Origin of the sequence: Actinokineospora baliensis, from assembly GCF_016907695.1 — a bacterium.
GTDB classification, from domain to species: Bacteria; Actinomycetota; Actinomycetes; order Mycobacteriales; family Pseudonocardiaceae; genus Actinokineospora; species Actinokineospora baliensis.
This window is the reverse complement of the sequence record NZ_JAFBCK010000001.1, coordinates 3624662-3641572: the sequence shown is the minus strand read 5'-3', so window position 1 is coordinate 3641572 and position 16911 is coordinate 3624662. Positions and strand designations below refer to the sequence as shown.

The window sequence follows — 16911 nt, the reverse complement described above, 5'->3', positions numbered from 1 at the left end:
CACTCTCAGGTAAACAACAACCCCACCCTTCGAAGGAAGCAACAATGGGCGTCAAAGTCGCGGTCATCTACTACAGCTCCACCGGGCACGTGTACCAGTTGGCGAAGGCGATCGAGGAGGGCGCGCTGGAGACCGGCGCCGAGGTGCGGCTGCGCAAGGTGCGCGAACTGGCACCGGAGTCGGTCGTGGCGGGCAGCCCGGACTGGGCCGAGCACGCCGCGGCGACCGCGGACGTGCCGGAGGCCACGCTGGAGGACCTGCTGTGGGCCGACGCGTACCTGTTCGGCTCGCCCACCCGCTACGGCAACGTCAGCGCGCAGCTCAAGCAGTTCATCGACACCACGGGCGGCCTGTGGTTCGAGCGCAAGCTGGTGGACAAGGTGGTCAGCGGGTTCACCAGCTCCGACGAGGTGCACGGCGGCCAGGAGTCGACGATCATCAGCATGTACAACGTGTTCATGCACTGGGGCGCCATCATCGTCACCCCCGGCTACGCCGACGACGTGGTCTCGGCCGCGGGCGGCAACCCCTACGGCGCCAGCAGCATCCACGTGGAGAAGGACCCCACCAAGGAGGAGTTGGCCGCGGCGAACTTCCAGGGCAGGCGGGTCGCGCTGACCGCCGCGCGGTTCCACTCGAACCGCTCCTGAACCCCCTGCGCCCGCCGGGCGTATGAAGGGGGAAAGGGCGGGGCCCGCGCGCCCGGTCGGCCCCGCCCTTTCCATTCCACCCGCCCCGATGGCACTTACCCCTTCGCCATGCGGTGCGAAAGGTGGGTACATCTCGAACAAGATCAACTAGTCCGACCGGTAGTTTGTTTCCCTTTCACCCAAATGGTGGTCCGTGTCCCCCGCGGCGGTCAAGAAAGATGCTGCGTGGACATCCAAGGAATCCATCATGGGGAGGGGTGAACCGGCGATGGTCCAATTTCCGCTGGTGGGCCGGGATTCAGCGGTGGCACTGCTGGGGGACGCGGTGCGGGCGGCGGCGGGCGGCACCGGGGGCTGCTTCGTGGTCGAGGGCCCGGCGGGCACCGGCAAGAGCCGGGTGATCGGCGCGGTCGCCGACGCCGCGGGCACCGGGGTGACCACGGTGTTCGGCCGGGCCGCCCGGCTCGACCGGGCCGCGCCGCTGCGCACCCTGCGGACCCTGTTGCGGGCCAACGAGATCGTCGCGCTCGACGAGGCCGACACCGCCGACCCCAGGGCGGACCCGGCCCGGCTGGCCGCCAAGCTCGGCGACCGCGTCGCCCGCTGCGCCGCCACCCGCCCGCTGCTGGTCCTGCTCGACGACGCGCACTGGGCCGACGAGCTCACCGGCCTCATCCTGCGCTGCCTGGTCCCCACGCTCGCCGACGCGCCCGTGCTGTGGCTGCTGACCCGGCGCCCCTCCCCCACCCGCGGCCCCAGCCAGGACAGCATCGACGCGCTGATCGCCGACGGCGCGCCCCGGGTCCGCCTCGGCCCCTTGGACTCCACCGCGATCGCCGACCTGTGCGCGCGGGTGCTCGGCGGCGCACCGGACCGGCGGCTGCTGGCGCTGGCCGAGCGCACCGAGGGAAACCCCTTCCTGCTCAAGGAACTGCTCACCACCCTGCCGCACGCGGGCACCGTGCGCGTGGCCAACGGGGTGGCCGCCATCGACCGCGACGACCTGCCCGTGGGGTTCCTGAACTCGGTGCACCGGCGGCTGAGCGGGCTCTCCGAGCGCACCCGCTGGCTGCTCGACGCCGGATCGGTGTTCGGCAGGCCGTTCACCGTGCACGAGGTCGCCGGCCTGCTCGGGCAACCCGCGGTCGACGTGGTGCCGCTGGTCAACGAGGTGGTCGACGAGGGGGTGCTGGTCGGCGGGACCGAGCTGAGCTTCCGGCACGACCTGGTGCGCGAAGCGCTCTACACCGCGCTGCCCGGCCCGATCCGGCTGGCGCTGCACCGCGAGGCGGCCGAGGTGGTCAAGGGCGAGGGCCGCTCGTCGGTCGAGGTCGCCGAGCACCTGGTGCGCAGCGGCCGCACCGGCGACGAACAGGCGATGGACGTGCTGGGCAACGCGGTGCGCGAGCTCGCCCCGACCGCACCGCACACAGCGGCGGACCTCATCCTGCGGATGCTGGAGCTGATGGGCGAGCACGACGCGCCCCGGCCCCGGCTGGTCGCGCACGCCGTGCGGCTACTGGCCTCGGCAGGCCGGGTGGAGCACGCCAGGGAGTTGGGCGAACGGGCGCTGCACGCGGGGTTGAGCGTCGACGACGAGGCGACGCTGCTGCTGGGGCTGGCCGAGGCGCTCTACATCGCCGGGTTCACCGATCCCGCGGCCGAGTACACCGCCCGCGCGCTGGCCCGGCCCGAACTGGCCGGGCCGGTGCGCGCCCAGCTCATGGCGATCCGCGCGTACGCGTTGCTGGACAAGCCCAACGTCGAGGAGGCGGAGCGGACCGGGCGGGACGCGGCGGCGCTGGCGGAGTCGATCGGGGTGAACCCGGCGTGGGTGTGCGGCAACGCCGCGCGCGGGGTCGCCGCCCGGATCCAGGGCAAGCTCGCGGAGGCGGTCACCCACGGCGAGACCGCGGTCGGGCTGGCCGACAGCATCGGTGGCATCGTGCGCCACCAGCACCCGCAGCTGTGGCTGGGCCGCACGCTGACCGCGGTGGACCGCTTCGCCGACGCCGACGCCGCGTTCACCATGGGGCAGCGCGAAGCCGAGCAGCTGGGCACTGCGTGGTCGCAGCCGTTGTGGCACCTCTACCGCGCGGAACTGCTGCTGGCGTGGGGAAGGCTCGACGAGGCCGAGACGCAGGCGTTGGCGGGGTTGCGCTTCGCCGAGCGGTTGGCCACCGTCGCCAGGGGTGTGCCGCTGCTGACGCTGCTGGCCAGGATCGCGATGCAGCGCGAAGACCTGGACCTGGCGCGCCACCACCTCGACCGCGCGGAGTCGTTGGTGCGCGAGGGGGTCGGTGCCGCGCGGGAGGACGTGGCGTGGACCGCCGCGCTGCTGCACGACATCGCGGGCGAGCCCGCGGCGGCGATGTCGAGCCTGGCCGAGGCCCTCACCGCCGTGCCGGACCGGCTGGAGCTGTTCACCCACGACACCCGGGTCGGCGCGCAGGTGGTGCGCATCGCCCGGAGCGCGGGCGCCGACGCGCGGGCCGAATCCGCGGTCACCGCGACCCGCTTGCTGGCCGAGCGCAACGCCGAGGTGCCGTCGCTGGTCGCCGCCGCCCAGCACGCCGAAGGGGTGTGGCGCGGTGACCTGGGGCTGTTGCGGACCGCGGTGCGGACCTACCGGTCGAGCCCGCGCGTGCTGGCCCGCGCGGCAGCGGTGGAGGACCTCGCGTTGGCCGAGGACGCGGCCGGGCACGCGGGTGACGCGGTGGAGCTGATGGAAGAGGCGCTGGGCGTGTGGCTGGACGCGGGGGCGACCTGGGACGCCGCGCGGGCGAAGCGGGCGCTGCGGCGGATGGGGGTCCGACGTCGGTTCCGCAGGGAACCGGCCGCCGCGGGTGGCTGGGCGAGTCTGACCCAGTCGGAACTGCGGGTGGTGCGGCTGGTCGCCGAGGGCTTGACGAACCGGGAGGTGGCCAACCGGTTGTTCCTCTCACCGCACACTGTGGACAGTCACCTGCGGCACAGCTTCAGCAAGCTCGGGGTGAACAGCCGGGTCGAGCTGACCCGCAAGGTCGTGGTCCGCGACGGCGAGCGCGACGAGGTCGCCACCTGAGCGGCCAGGTCGCGCGATCGCGTGATGCGCGCGGCGCGCGGCCGCGGTGAAGATGGAGGAGCAGGTGACGAGCGCACGCGCCGGTGCGGCGGTGCGGTCCCCGAACCCCCGACCGATGGAGTCGTGATGCCGCAGGACGTCCCCCCCGCAGTGCGGATGTACGAGCTGCTGTACAGCTCGGTGACCAGCCAACTCCTGATCGCCGTCGCCGAGCTCGGGGTGGCCGACCACCTGGGCGACGGCGAGTCCAGGCACGTCGACGACCTGGCGAAGCTGACCGACAGCCACCCGGGCAGCCTGTACCGGGCGCTGCGCGCGCTGGCCAGCATCGGTGTGTTCACCGAGGTCGAGGAGCGCGTGTTCGGCCTCACCCCGCTGGCGGCGACACTGCGCGGCGACGCGGACGGGTCGATGCGCGACCTCGCCCGCTACGTCGGGTTGGCGCCGCGGCAGCAGGCGTTCGGCGCGCTGCTGCACAGCGTGCGCACCGGCACCCCGGCGTTCGACCACGTGCACGGCGTGAGCTGGTGGGAGTACCTGACCTCGCACGGAGAACTCGCTTCGGTGTTCAACGCGGCGATGGGCAACATGTCCCAGTTGGTCAACGGCGCCACGCTGGAGAGCTACGACCTCAGCGGCGCCAAGCACCTCGTCGACGTCGGCGGCGGAAAGGGGCACCTGGTCGCCTCGATCCTCAAGCGCTACCCCGAGATGACCGCGGTCGTCTACGACCTGCCGCGCGTGGTGCCCGCCGCCGAGGAGGTGCTGCGCGCCGAGGGCGTGGCCGACCGGGCGAAGTGCGTGGGTGGCGACTTCCTGGAGTGGGTGCCCGACGGCGGCGACCTGTACATCGTGTCGTGGACGCTGCACGACTGGGACGACGAGGACTCCGTTGCCCTGCTGCGCAACATCCGCGCCGTGCTGCCCGCCGACGGCACGCTGATCGTCATCGACGAGGTCCCGCCGCCCGGCGACGCGCCGCACTTCGGCAAGTTCGAGGACATCGTGATGCTGACCCTGCTGACCGGGCACATCCGCACCGAGGCCGAGCTCGTCCCGCTGTTCGAGGCCGCGGGCCTGCGGATCACCGAGATCCGGCCGACCTCGTCGCCGACCAGCGTGATCGTCGCCGTCCCCGCCTGAGCCCGTTACCGGAGAGGACCCAACCATGGCACCGACCGACTCGCCGTCCCCGTTGCCGCTGATGGGGCTGGCCACCAGCTTCTGGCAGTTCAAGACCCTGGCCTCGGCCTACGAGCTCGGCCTGTTCGCGCGGCTGTCGGGCACCGCGGGCGTCACCGCCGCCGAGCTGGCCGCGGACCTCGGGATCGAGGAGCGGCCCGCGGAGATGCTGCTGACCGGCTGCACCGCGCTGGGGCTGCTCGACAAGCGCGACGGGCGCTACGGCAACAGCGCGATGAGCGAAGAGTACCTGGTGCCGGGCAAGCCGAGCCACCTCGGCGGCCTGATCACCATGTTCGACCAGCGGCTGTACGCGGGCTGGGACAAGCTGACCACCGCGATCCGCACCAACCGGCCGACCACCTGGGACCCAGACCGGGAGCGCTCGCTGTTCGAGAGCGCCGACCCGAGGATGCTGGAGGTGTTCTGGGAGGCCATGCACGCCATGTCCACCCAGACCGCGCGCACCCTGGCGTCCCATGTGGACCTGAGCCGCTACCACCGGCTGCTCGACGTCGGCGGCGGTTCCGCGGCGTTCGACATCGAACTCACCCTCGCCTACCCGCAGCTGCGCGCGAACGTCTACGAGCTCGCGTTCGTGGCCGAGATCGCCGAGCACAACATCAAGGCGGCGGGCGCCACCGAGCGGGTCGGCACGATCAGCGGGGACTTCTTCACCGACGAGGCGTTCCCCGGCGGGCACGACCTGCACCTGTTCTCGATGGTGATGCACGACTGGGACGAGGCCCGCAACCGGGTGCTGCTGCGCAAGTCGTTCGAGGCGCTGGAGCCCGGCGGCGCGGTGGTGCTGTGCGAGCTGCTCGTCGACGACGACAAGACCGGCCCGCTGCCCGCGGCGATGATGAGCCTCAACAAGCTCGTCGAGACCGAGGGCCGCAACTACACCGTCGCGGAGTACGCGGCGTGGCTCACCGACGTCGGGTTCGCCGAGCCCGAGGTCGTCGCCTTCGACGCGGTCGGCGCCAACGGGGTCGTCATCGCGCACAAGCGCTGACTTAGGAGAAGACATGTCCTCGAGGTTGTTCACAAGCGAATCGGTGACCGAGGGCCACCCGGACAAGCTCTGCGACGCGATCAGCGACTCGGTGCTCGACGCGCTGCTGCGGGTGGACCCGCGCTCGCGGGTCGCGGTGGAGACCCTGGTGACCACCGGCCAGGTGCACGTGGTCGGGGAGGTGACCACCGGGGCGTACGCCGACATCCCCACCATCGTGCGGGAAGTGGTGCTCGGCGTCGGCTACGACTCCTCGGCGAAGGGGTTCGACGGGAACTCGTGCGGGGTCAACGTGGCGATCGGGGCGCAGTCGCCCGACATCGCGCAGGGCGTGGACACCGCGCACGAGCGGCGGGTGGGCGGCGCCGCCGACGAGATCGACCAGCAGGGCGCCGGTGACCAGGGCCTGATGTTCGGCTACGCCTGCACCGACACCCCGGAGCTGATGCCGCTGCCGATCGCGTTGGCGCACCGGCTGTCGCGGCGGCTGACCGCGGTCCGCAAGGACGGCACGCTGCCGTACCTCCGCCCGGACGGCAAAACGCAGGTGACCGTGGAGTACGCGGGTGACCAGCCGGTGCGATTGGACACCGTGGTGGTGTCCTCGCAGCACGCCGACGGGGTCGACCTGGAGAAGATGCTCGCGGTGGACGTACGCGAGCAGGTGGTCGAGCCCGAGGTGGCCGCGCTCGGGCTGTCCTCTTCGGACACCCGATTGCTGGTGAACCCGACGGGCCGGTTCGTGATCGGCGGGCCGATGGGCGACGCCGGGCTGACCGGTCGGAAGATCATCGTCGACACCTACGGCGGCATGGCGCGGCACGGTGGTGGCGCGTTCTCCGGCAAGGACCCGTCCAAAGTAGACCGCTCGGCGGCGTACGCGCTGCGCTGGGTGGCCAAGAACGTGGTGGCCGCCGGGTTGGCCACCAGGGCTGAGGTGCAGGTCGCCTACGCCATCGGCAAAGCAGCGCCGGTGGGGTTGTTCCTGGAGACCTTCGGCACCGAGACGCTGGACCCGGTGAAGATCCAGCAGGCCATCCGCGAGGTGTTCGACCTGCGGCCCGCGGCGATCATCCGCGACCTCGACCTGCTGCGGCCGATCTACGCGCCGACCGCGGCCTACGGCCACTTCGGCCGCACCGACGTCGACCTGCCGTGGGAGCGCACCGACCGGGCCGACGCGCTGCGCCAGGTGGTCGGCTAGGCGATGACGACCGCCCTCGACCGCCTGCGCGGCCGCGCCCCGGTGTTCTCGGTCGAGTTCTTCCCGCCCCGCAGCGACGACGAGGAACGCCTGCTGTGGCGCACGATCCGCGAACTCGAACCCCTCGACCCGGCCTACATCTCGGTCACCTACGGCGCTGGCGGCTCGCGGCGGGACCGCACCATCCGCACCACGGCCAGGGTCGCCACCGAGACGACCTTGCTCCCGGTGGCCCACCTGACCGCGGTGGACCACTCCGTGGCCGAACTGCGCAACGTCATCGGCTGGTACGCCGCCGTGGGCGTGCGCACCATCCTGGCCATCCGCGGCGACCCACCCGGCGACATCCACGGCGAGTGGGTCCCCCACCCCGCCGGTCTCCAGTACGCCGCGGAACTGGTCACCCTGATCCGCGAACTGGGCGACTTCTGCGTGGGGGTGGCCGCCTCGCCGTACGGCCACCCCCGCTCCCCCGACCTGGCCACCGACACCGAGTACCTGGTGCGCAAGCTGCGCGCGGGAGCGGATTTCGCGATAGCCCAACTGTTCTTCGAAGCGGGCGACTTCCTCCGGCTGCGGGACCGGGTCGCCGACCGCGGGTGCGACGCGGTCATGCTGCCCGGGGTGATGCCGTTCACCGCACCGCGCACGTTCGCGAAGGCGGTGGAGTTGGCCGGGGTGCCCGCCCCCGCCCGGGTGCTGTCCAGACTGGAACCGTGGCTGGAGGACAAGGTGTCGTTCCGGGCGGCGGGCATCGACCTGGCCACGGAGTTGTGCGAGGAGTTGCTGGCCGAAGGTGTTCCCGGACTGCACTTCTACACGTTGAACCGCTCCAAGGCGACCCGCGAGGTCGTTTCGCGGTTGGGGTTGACGGCCGCGCGGGTGTAGGGAGGTGGGCCCGGTTCGCCGGGCCCACCTTCCGTGCTCCCCTCCCGGCTGGGCACCAGCGGCGGCAACCACCACCTCCACTGGATGATCGGATCCGCCATTCCCGCCCGCCAGAACAACATGAGCAATCCCTCCAAGTCTCAATCCCGCAGGCCGATGGCGTCGATCGGGCGGGCGCGCAACCCCAGTCGCGTGGGGACGGTGATCGCGATCAGGCCGAGCAGCAGCGCTGAGCCGATGATGCCGAGGTAGGTCAGGAACGGTCCGGAAGGGACCGGGTTGCCCGCCAGACCGATGCCGAGAAACGTCAAGGGTAGCAACGGGATCAGGCTGCCGACCACGACCGCGATGCCGCCGACCAGCAGGGCCTCGATCCGCATCATGCGCTTGACCTGGCGCCTCGTGCCGCCGATGAGGCGGAGCAGGGCGAACTCGCGGGCTCGTTGGGCCGTGGTCATCACGAGGGTGTTGGCCACCGAGATGACGATGTAGCCGAGGACCACGCCGAAGGCGACCACGTTGACCCAGAACTGCTGCTCCCGCACGGCTGTGCCCGCGGCGGTCATCGCCGTGCGGTCGCCGACGACGAGGGTGGGGAATCGGGCGGTCAGGGCGCGTAGGGCGTCGGCGACCGGGGCGCCGTCGGCGGTGGGGGTCAGGCGGACCAGGATGGAGCTGTCGGTCTGGTTGGTGGTGTGGGCGCGGGCGGTCGCGGCGGGGAGGACGAAGTCGCCGAAGGCCAGGTCGTGGGTGTAGGTGGCCACCAGGCGGGGTTCGGCCGCGCGGCCGTCACCGAAGTGCAGTGGGACGCGGTCGCCGATCCGCTTGTCCATCCAGCTCGCCTGGGACTCGCTCAGCGCGACGGTGTCGCCGGTCAGCGCGGTGAGGTCACCGGTCACCGAACCGAGGTCGACGGTGCCGCGCACCTGGTCGCCGTCGACACCGAGGGCGGCTCCCGCGCGGAGTTCCACGTTCTCGCCCATCTTCGTCGTGGTGAACACCTGCGTGCGCACCACCGGGGTCGCCGCCGCGACGCCAGGAACCTCGCGCACAGCGACCGCGGCCGACGGTGGCAGCCCACCTGACTGGCTGGTGATTACGTAGTCGGCGACGGTGCTCAGCTCGGTCTGCCGCTGCACGGCCGCGGTGTGCGTCGTCTGGCTGAAGAACTGGGCGACGGCGAACCCGACCGCGAGCATCAGCGGCGTGATCGCGGCCGCCAACCGCCGTGTGTTGGCGCGGCTGTTGGCTGCCGCGAGGTAGCCACCGACCCGCGACACGCGGCCAAGAGGTCCAGCGACGAAACGGATCGCCGCACCGACGACCCGGGGGCCGAGCGCGCCTACGCCGATCACGATCACCAACGCCGCCAGCGCACTGAGCCCGGCGACGATCGGGCCGTGCAGGAACAGCGGCAGCGTTGACCCGACGACCCCGACCGCCAGCGCGATGACCCCAGCCACGGTCCGCCCACGCCCTAGCGCGCGCCGCTCCACTACGGCCTCCCCCAGCGCCTCGACCGGTGAGATCCGCGAAGGGCCGCGACCGGCGGTGTAGGCAGCGAACCTGGCCGCGCCCACGCCGAGAAGCAAGGCCGCCACGAGGGGCAGCGGTCCGATGGCGAGCTCGAAATCGGACGGCACGATGCCGATCCGGGCGAACGCGTCCCGCAGCAGCCCGGCCACCGGGATCGCCCCGACCGCGCCGAGCAGGCCCGCGACCCCGGTCACCAGCAGCGTCTCGGCACCGATCAGCGCCCGGATCTGCTTCGGCGTCGCCGCGATCGCCCGCAGCAGGGCGAACTCACGCCGCCGCTGCGCCACCGACAGCGCGAGGGTGCTGCCCACGACGAACACCATGACCAGCACCACCACGCCGCTGAGGGACGCGGCCAGCGCGGTGAGGATCGCCCTGGCCTGGCTGACGTCGGCGAACTCGACCGTGCCGCGGTCGTTGCCCGTCGCCACCTCCAGGTCGGCGCCCGCCAGCGCCCGCTCGACCCCCGACGCGTCGCCGAGCACCCCGATCGCGTGCACCTGCCCCGGCCTGCCGAACAACGCGGCTGCCTGGTCCTCGGCGAACCACAGCGCCGACTGCCTGGTCAGCCCGTCCGCCGCCGCGAGCCCGCTCACCTCGTACTCCCGGATGCCCAGCGGTGTCTCCACCCGTACCCGCTGACCTGGCACGACCCCGGCACGCGCAGCCAGGTTCGCGTCCAGCACCACGTGGTCGGCACGGGTCGGAGCGGCGCCTGCGGTGATCGGGAACGGCCCCAGCACCGACGCCGCCCAGTTGTGCCCGCGAGTATCGGTCGCCACCGGACCGGAAGCGGTGACCAGCGTCGCGGGGAAGTCCACCTCACCGACCGCCGCGCGAACCCCCGGCACCGCGGCGACCCGATCGATCAGGCCCGCGTCGACCGCCGCCTGCTCCGACGCGGGCAACGCCGCGATCGCATCGACCCCCTCCGGTCGCACCGACTGCTTGCCGCCGACGACCGCCGCCGCGGCCGCGTAGCGCTGGGTGGGCACCCCCGCGCGGATGCCCGACTCGATCAGTACCCCGCATGCTCCGACCAGCGCAGTCCCGCACAACACGGCGAGGAACGCGCCCACCAACCCGCTCAACCGGGTCCGGACCGTCTGCAACGAAAGGCTCAGCACGGCTCACCACTCCCCGAGGTGCGTCATGCGCTCGGCGACCGCGGCGGCACTCGGGCGCTCCAGCGATCCCGCCAACCGACCGTCCGCGAGGAACAGGGCTCGATGGGCGTAAGAAGCGGCGACCGGGTCGTGGGTCACCATCAGCACTGTCTGGCCAAGGGTGTCGACCAAGGTGCGCAGCAGCTCCAGAACCTGCCTGCCCGTGCGGGTGTCCAGGGCACCGGTGGGCTCATCCGCCAGCAGCACCTCCGGCCGGGTCACCAGGGCCCGGGCGATCGCCACCCGCTGCTGTTGGCCACCGGAGAGCTCGGCGGGCCGGTGGCCCAAGCGGTCGCCTATCCCGACCCGGTCCACCACCTGCCGCAACCAGGCCCGGTCCGGCTGCTCACCGGCCAGCCGCAGCGGCAGCGTGATGTTCTGCACCACCGTGAGTGAGGGGAGCAGGTTGTAGGCCTGGAAGACGAAGCCGATCCTGCCGCGCCGCAGCCGGGTCAGGTCGTTCTCGCTCAGGCTGGCCAGGTCGGTGTCCCCGAGCATCACGCGGCCCGCCGTCGGCCGGTCCAACCCGGCCGCGCAGTGCAGGAACGTGCTCTTACCGGAACCCGACGGTCCCATCACGGCGGTGAAGCTGCCCTTGGGCAGTCCTACGGTGACCCCGTCCAGCGCAGTGACCGCGCCGTCCCCTTTGCCGTACACCTTCCGCACGGCCTCCAACGTCAGCGCCTGCATCCCCATGTCCTTCGCCCGGTGTTCTGATCTGGGGAAAGTCTGGTTCTCTTGCGCCAAGAGCTCGATCCCGTTGGCGGGCGAATCGATGGTGGTGCCTGCACTACCGCCTGACTGTGGCAGGCGGCACTACCGCACAATCGGCGGTATGAGCGCCACGTCCACCTTCGGCCGCCTCGACGCTGTGTTCGCTCGGGGCTGGCCCGCGTTGCGCTACCTGCTACTCGGTGGCCTCACCGCGATGATGGCGCTCATCGCCCTAAGCGGCCTGGTGGTCGTGACGATCCTGTGCCTCCTCTTCGGGCTAGGGCTGCCCGCGGTCCCCGAGGCACTACGCATGGTCCGGCGACTGGCCAACCTGGAGAGGCGCCGCATCGGACGGCGGCTGGACCTGGTGATTCCCGAGCCCTATAGGCCGCTGTCGGGGGCTCTGCGCACGCAGCTGCGCACTCTCGCGCTCGACCCGGCTACTCGACGTGACGCAGCGTGGTTGGTGTTGCATTGTGTCACCGGGACCCTCCTCGGCGCGTTGGCCATCGGCTTGGCTTCGGAGTCGATCAACGGGGCGCTGCTCATGGCCTACTGGTGGTGGGTGCCGGAGACCGTGGTGACCTCGTTCGGCATCGCCGTCACGTCGTGGGGCATCGCCTGGCTCTGCCTGGGCATCTCCCTCGGCTGCATCACCGTCGCCCTGCTCGTGCTGCCGCCCGCCGCGCGGTGGCAGGCGAACTTCGGCCACGCCCTGCTCCGGCCCGCGAAGGGCGTCGTCCTGTCCGACCAGGTCGCCGAGCTGACCGCGTCCCGAGCCGCCGCCCTCGACGCTCACGGGGTCGAACTCCGCCGCATCGAACGCGACCTGCACGACGGCACCCAAGCCCGCATCGCCGCCGTCATCATGCAACTGGGCATCGTCGGCCAACTCCGCACCCGCGACCCCGACGCCGCCTTCGCCATGGTCGAGAAAGCCCAGGACACCGCACTCTCAGCCCTGACCGAACTCCGCGACGTGGTCCGCAGCATCTACCCGCCGATCCTCTCCGACCGAGGACTCGACGGAGCGGTCACGGCCCTAGCCGCCCGCTGCCCCATCCCTTGCGTGCTAGCGATCTCCCCTATAGGCCGCCAACCCGCCGCAGTGGAGGCGGCTGCCTATTTCATCATCGCCGAGGCCCTCACCAACGCCACCAAGCACTCCGGCGCCACCACGGTGACGGTGGCGCTCCACGCGACCCCGGACACCGTGAACATCGAGATCACCGACAACGGCCACGGCGGCGCCGACGAGTCCCAGGGCACCGGCCTCACCGGCATCCGCCGCCGCGCAGACGCCTTCGACGGCCGCACAGACCTCACCAGCCCACCCGGCGGCCCTACAGTGTTGCGCGTGACCCTGCCCCGCGGCAGGTGATCATCCACAGGGGACGGTTAGCCCCGCGAACGCTTGCGACGTCGGGGAGCTGGGCGGAGGACCGCTCTTCAAGTGGTCGGCTTCGCCAGTCCCGCGAGGAGTTCGTCCAACCCGGCCTTGATCCGTTTCGAGCTCATGCCCCTCGTGTGCTGGTACGTGATCATGCTGGCCGCCAGTGGGGCCAGTAAGGCGTCGGCGAGGTAGTGGGCGTCGCAGGCGGGGTGGGCCTGGGTGAGCAGGGTGACCAGGTGGGTGTGGTGCACGGCGTAGGCGCCGCCGGTGTAGCGGGCGTGGGGGGAGTTCATCTCGGCGACGGTGAGCAGGTCGGGCTGGGCTTCCACGCGGTCGTGCAGGGCGTGCAGGAATGCCTTGATGCGCTCCAGCGGTGGCGCGCCCGGGCCGAGCGGGGGCGGACCGGTGAGGAAAGCGGTTTGCAGTTCGCGTTCCCGTTCGTCGAGCAGCGCGTAGGCCAAGCCCGCGCGGTCGCCGAAGCGGCGGTAGACGGTGCCTATGCCGACGCCCGCGCGTTGGGCGACCTCTTCCATCGATAGGCCGTCCACGCCCGCGGTGGCGACGATGTGCGCCGCGGCGTCGAGGATCTTGCGGCGGTTGCGGGCCGCGTCGGCCCGTTCGGTCGGGGGCAGGCCGAGGACGGGTAGGCCGTCCACGGGCAGCTCCACTGGCTCGCTCGCCACCTCCGGCTCCCTCCTGCAGCGTGCTCGCCACGCAGGTTACGCGGCGGTGCGGGGCCCCGCGCACCCCTGCGCCGAGATTACCGGAATTCCCTCCACTTACGGTTGCGGACCGACCGCGCCGCGTATAGCCTCGACCGTAAGAGGAAGCGATTCCGCTTATCCCACCCGCACCCCACCCCGAGAACGAGAGGTGCCGCCCGTGCCCAACATCGGAATCGTCGGCAGCGGTATCGCAGGCCTGCACCTGGGCCTCTACCTGCGCAAGCACGACATCGACGTGACCATCTACAGCGACAAGACCGCCGAGCAGCTCGCGGGCGGGCGCCTGCTCAACACCGTCGCCCACCACCGCACCACGCTCGAGCGGGAGACCGAACTCGGCGTCGACCACTGGGACCTCGACGAGTACGGCTACTTCTGCAACCACCACTACATCGGCGGCCCGGAGCCGCTGTACTTCCGCGGCGACTTCCCCACCCCGTCGCGCGCGCTGGACTACCGCGTCTACCTGCCCCGCCTGGCGCAGGACTTCGAGGAGCGCGGCGGCACCCTCGAGGTGCGCCCGGTGACCCCGAGCACCATCGTCGACCTCTCCGAGCGGCACGACATCATGGTCATCTCCACCGGCCGCGCGGGCCTCGGCGCGATGTTCGCCCGCCGCGCCGACAAGTCGCCCTACGACTCGCCGCAGCGCAACCTGGCCGTCGGGCTTTACCACGGTGTCGCCGACAACGCCCCCAAGGGCTTGTCGCTGAGCGTCTCGCCCGGGCACGGCGAGCTGCTGGAGATCCCGATGTACTCGCACGAGGGCCACGTCACCGGCCTGCTCTTCGAGGCCATCCCCGGCGCGAGCGACCTCAACGAGCTCTCGCTCACCCGCTACGACGAGGACCCGGCCGCGTTCGAGAAGCTGGTGCTGGCCAAGCTGCAGCAGCACTTCCCCGGCGTGTTCGAGCGGGTCGACCCGAACCTGTTCAGCGTCACCCGGCCGCAGGACGTCCTGCAGGGCGGGGTCACCCCGGTCGTGCGCGAGGACTACACCCGGCTGCCCAACGGCAAGTACGCCATCGCCCTCGGCGACGCGCACCTGACCGTCGACCCGATGATCGGCCAGGGCGCCAACACCGCGTCGTACTCGGCGTTCACCGTGGGCGCGGCCATCGTCGAGGACCTCGGCTTCGACGAGCGGCTGTGCGAGCGGATCGCCAACCGCAGGGCCGGGCACCTGATGTCGGCCGCCGAGTGGGCCAACTTCATGGTCCGCCGCGAGCCCGCCCCGCACCTGCTGGAGCTGTTCGCCACGATGGCCGAGGACGACCGCGTCTGCCGCGACGTGGTGGACAACTTCAACTTCCCCGAGCGGCAGTGGGACATCATGTCCTCGGCCGAGCGCACCCACGCCTACCTGGCCTCGTTCGCGGCCTGAGGACGGCCATGGCGACGGGAACCCGGTTCGACAGCACCACCTTCCGCGCGGCGATGGGCCGGTTCAGCACCGGCATCACCGTCATCACCACCGAGGCCGACGGCCAGGTGCACGGCATGACCGCCAACGGGTTCATGTCGGTGTCGCTGGACCCGCCGCTGGTGGTGATCTCCCTCGACCGCAAGACCAGGATGCTGCCGCTGCTGGCCGAGACCGGCCGCTTCGGGGTGAGCATCCTGGCCGACCACCAGGAAGTCCACTCGCGGCACTTCGCCGGTCGCCCGGTCGCCTCGCTCGATCCGGAGTTCGAGCACGTCGCGGGCACACCGCTGCTGGTCGGTGCGCTGGCGCGGATCGCCTGCCGCGTCGTGGACGCGCACGAGGCGGGTGACCACGTGCTCCACATAGGACACGTCGAGCACCTGGACTTCCGCGACGGCGACCCGCTGGTGTTCTACACCGGCGGCTACCGGGTGCTGCACACCGCGATCACCGAGGACTTCTTCAGCTACTGAGCCGATCGGCCCGCCCCGGTCCCCGCCGGTCCGCACCCCCCACGAGAAAGGACACGCAGTGAGCACTGGCACCCCGGCGCTGCGGGAAGCCGCACTGGACCTGGACTTCCGGCTGCGCGGCGACGTGCTGCTGCCCGACGCCCCCGGCTACGCCGAGGCCGTCGCGGCGCACAACCAGACGGCGCCGCACCGGGTCGCGGTGGCCGTGCTGGCCGCCGACGCCGACGACGTCCGGGAAGCCGTGGCGTTCGCCGCCACCAACGGCCTGCCGGTCGCGGTCCAGGCCACGGGCCACGGCCCGTCGACCACCGCGGCGGACGGCCTGCTCGTCGTCACCCGCGCCCTCGACGGCGTCACCGTCGACCCGGTCCGGCGCGTGGCGCGCATCGAGGCGGGAGCCCGTTGGGGCAAGGTGGTCGCCGAGGCGGCCAAGGAGGGCCTGGCACCGCCGAACGGGTCATCGCCGCTGGTCGGGGCCATCGGCTACACCATCGGCGGCGGCGTCGGCCCCCTCGGCCGCGCCCACGGCTACGCCGTGGACCACGTCCGGTCGTTCGACGTGGTCACCGCCGACGGTGAGGCCCGCACCGCCTCGGCGGAGGTCAACCCCGACCTGTTCTTCGCCCTGCGCGGCGGCAAGGGCAACTTCGGCGTCGTCACCGCCATGGAGATCGCCCTCCTGCCGGTCACCCGCCTCTACGGCGGCGGCCTCTTCTTCGACGGCACCAACGCCGCCGACATCCTGCGCACCTACCGGGATTGGACCACCACCACTCCCGAGACGCTCGCCTCCTCCATCGCGTTCATCCGCTTCCCCGACCTCGAGGTCTTCCCGGAACCCCTGCGGGGCAGGTACATCGCCCACATCAGGGTGTTCTACTTCGGCTCAGAGGCCGACGGCGAGCGGTTGATCACCCCGTTGCGCGCCATCGGTCCGCGGTTGGTGGACACGGTGGCGGACATGCCCTACACGGAGATGGGGACGATCAACAACGACCCCACGGAGCCCGGGCCGTACTACGAGCGCTCGACGCTTCTGCGGTCGCTGGACGACGACGCGCTCGAGACCATCATCGGGTTGATCGGGCCGGAGGCGAACAGCCCGCTGCTGGCCGTGGAGATCCGACAACTGGGAGGTGCTCTCTCGCGGGAGCCCGCTGTTCCCAGCGCGGTGGGTTTCCGGGACGCGGCGTTCAGTCTGTTCTTGGCGAGCGTGCCGCCGGAGGAGGGGGTCGCGGAGGCTCTGGAGTACCAGACGAAGGTGATCGAGGCGGTGAGCCGTTGGTCTACCGGTGGGCCCTACGCGTGTTTCATCGGCAGTTACGAGGCGGGTGAAGCCACTGTTCGGGCGGCCTACGAACCGGGCGCGTACGAGCGGTTGCGGCAGGTGAAGCGGCAGTACGACCCGACGAACCTGTTCCGGGTGAACCACAACATCCCGCCCGCCACATAGGACCCCACCGGCCCAGCCACCT

General features: G+C 71.6%; 13 protein-coding genes. 10 read left to right on the top strand and 3 right to left on the bottom strand.

All coding sequences use genetic code 11. The features are described from left to right. The first annotated feature begins 44 nt into the window (after positions 1 to 44). The 6 genes from wrbA (at position 45) to JOD54_RS17160 (ending at position 8003) form a co-directional block, all read left to right on the top strand. Entirely contained in the window at positions 45 to 650 is a 606-nt protein-coding gene (gene wrbA, locus JOD54_RS17185; protein WP_204451500.1) for an NAD(P)H:quinone oxidoreductase, read from the top strand. 247 nt (positions 651 to 897) lie between these two features. After that, a complete protein-coding gene (locus tag JOD54_RS17180; RefSeq protein WP_307860544.1) occupies positions 898 to 3714 on the top strand; it encodes a helix-turn-helix transcriptional regulator in 2817 nt (938 codons plus the stop codon). A gap of 126 nt (positions 3715 to 3840) precedes the next feature. Beyond that, the gene (locus tag JOD54_RS17175; RefSeq protein ID WP_204451498.1) at positions 3841 to 4857 is read left to right on the top strand and encodes a methyltransferase; all 1017 of its coding nucleotides are present in this window, start codon (positions 3841 to 3843) and stop codon (positions 4855 to 4857) included. A gap of 25 nt (positions 4858 to 4882) precedes the next feature. Continuing rightward, positions 4883 to 5911 carry a methyltransferase gene (locus JOD54_RS17170; RefSeq protein ID WP_204451497.1) on the top strand — a complete coding sequence of 343 codons (1029 nt, stop codon included), beginning with the start codon at positions 4883 to 4885 and terminating at the stop codon, positions 5909 to 5911. A 13-nt stretch (positions 5912 to 5924) separates the two neighbouring features. Continuing rightward, positions 5925 to 7115, top strand: a complete 1191-nt coding sequence (metK, locus tag JOD54_RS17165; RefSeq protein WP_204451496.1) for a methionine adenosyltransferase — start codon at positions 5925 to 5927, stop codon at positions 7113 to 7115. Between the two features lie 3 nt (positions 7116 to 7118). Next, complete coding sequence (locus tag JOD54_RS17160; RefSeq protein ID WP_204451495.1) at positions 7119 to 8003, top strand: methylenetetrahydrofolate reductase; 885 nt, start codon at positions 7119 to 7121, stop codon at positions 8001 to 8003. Positions 8004 to 8143: 140 nt separating this feature from the next. On the opposite strand, the gene JOD54_RS17155 is transcribed toward JOD54_RS17160, so the two are convergent. After that, positions 8144 to 10666 carry an FtsX-like permease family protein gene (locus JOD54_RS17155; RefSeq protein WP_204451494.1) on the bottom strand — a complete coding sequence of 841 codons (2523 nt, stop codon included), beginning with the start codon at positions 10664 to 10666 and terminating at the stop codon, positions 8144 to 8146. Between the two features lie 3 nt (positions 10667 to 10669). After that, entirely contained in the window at positions 10670 to 11395 is a 726-nt protein-coding gene (locus JOD54_RS17150) for an ABC transporter ATP-binding protein (RefSeq protein WP_239573404.1), read from the bottom strand. A 145-nt stretch (positions 11396 to 11540) separates the two neighbouring features. Between JOD54_RS17150 and JOD54_RS17145 the strand changes: the two genes are divergently transcribed. Continuing rightward, the gene (locus tag JOD54_RS17145) at positions 11541 to 12800 is read left to right on the top strand and encodes a sensor histidine kinase (protein ID WP_204451492.1); all 1260 of its coding nucleotides are present in this window, start codon (positions 11541 to 11543) and stop codon (positions 12798 to 12800) included. Between the two features lie 68 nt (positions 12801 to 12868). On the opposite strand, the gene JOD54_RS17140 is transcribed toward JOD54_RS17145, so the two are convergent. Beyond that, positions 12869 to 13495, bottom strand: coding sequence for a TetR/AcrR family transcriptional regulator (locus JOD54_RS17140; RefSeq protein WP_307860129.1), 627 nt, complete (start codon positions 13493 to 13495; stop codon positions 12869 to 12871). 199 nt (positions 13496 to 13694) lie between these two features. On the opposite strand from JOD54_RS17140, the gene JOD54_RS17135 reads away from it, so the two are divergent. The 3 genes from JOD54_RS17135 to JOD54_RS17125 are packed head-to-tail and all read left to right on the top strand — an operon-like array spanning position 13695 to position 16889. Further along, on the top strand, positions 13695 to 14921 hold the full coding sequence (locus JOD54_RS17135) for a styrene monooxygenase/indole monooxygenase family protein (RefSeq protein ID WP_204451491.1): 1227 nt from the start codon (positions 13695 to 13697) through the stop codon (positions 14919 to 14921). An 8-nt stretch (positions 14922 to 14929) separates the two neighbouring features. Further along, on the top strand, positions 14930 to 15436 hold the full coding sequence (locus JOD54_RS17130) for a flavin reductase family protein (protein ID WP_204451490.1): 507 nt from the start codon (positions 14930 to 14932) through the stop codon (positions 15434 to 15436). 58 nt (positions 15437 to 15494) lie between these two features. Then, positions 15495 to 16889 carry an FAD-binding oxidoreductase gene (locus JOD54_RS17125; protein ID WP_307860128.1) on the top strand — a complete coding sequence of 465 codons (1395 nt, stop codon included), beginning with the start codon at positions 15495 to 15497 and terminating at the stop codon, positions 16887 to 16889. Positions 16890 to 16911: the final 22 nt, after the last annotated feature.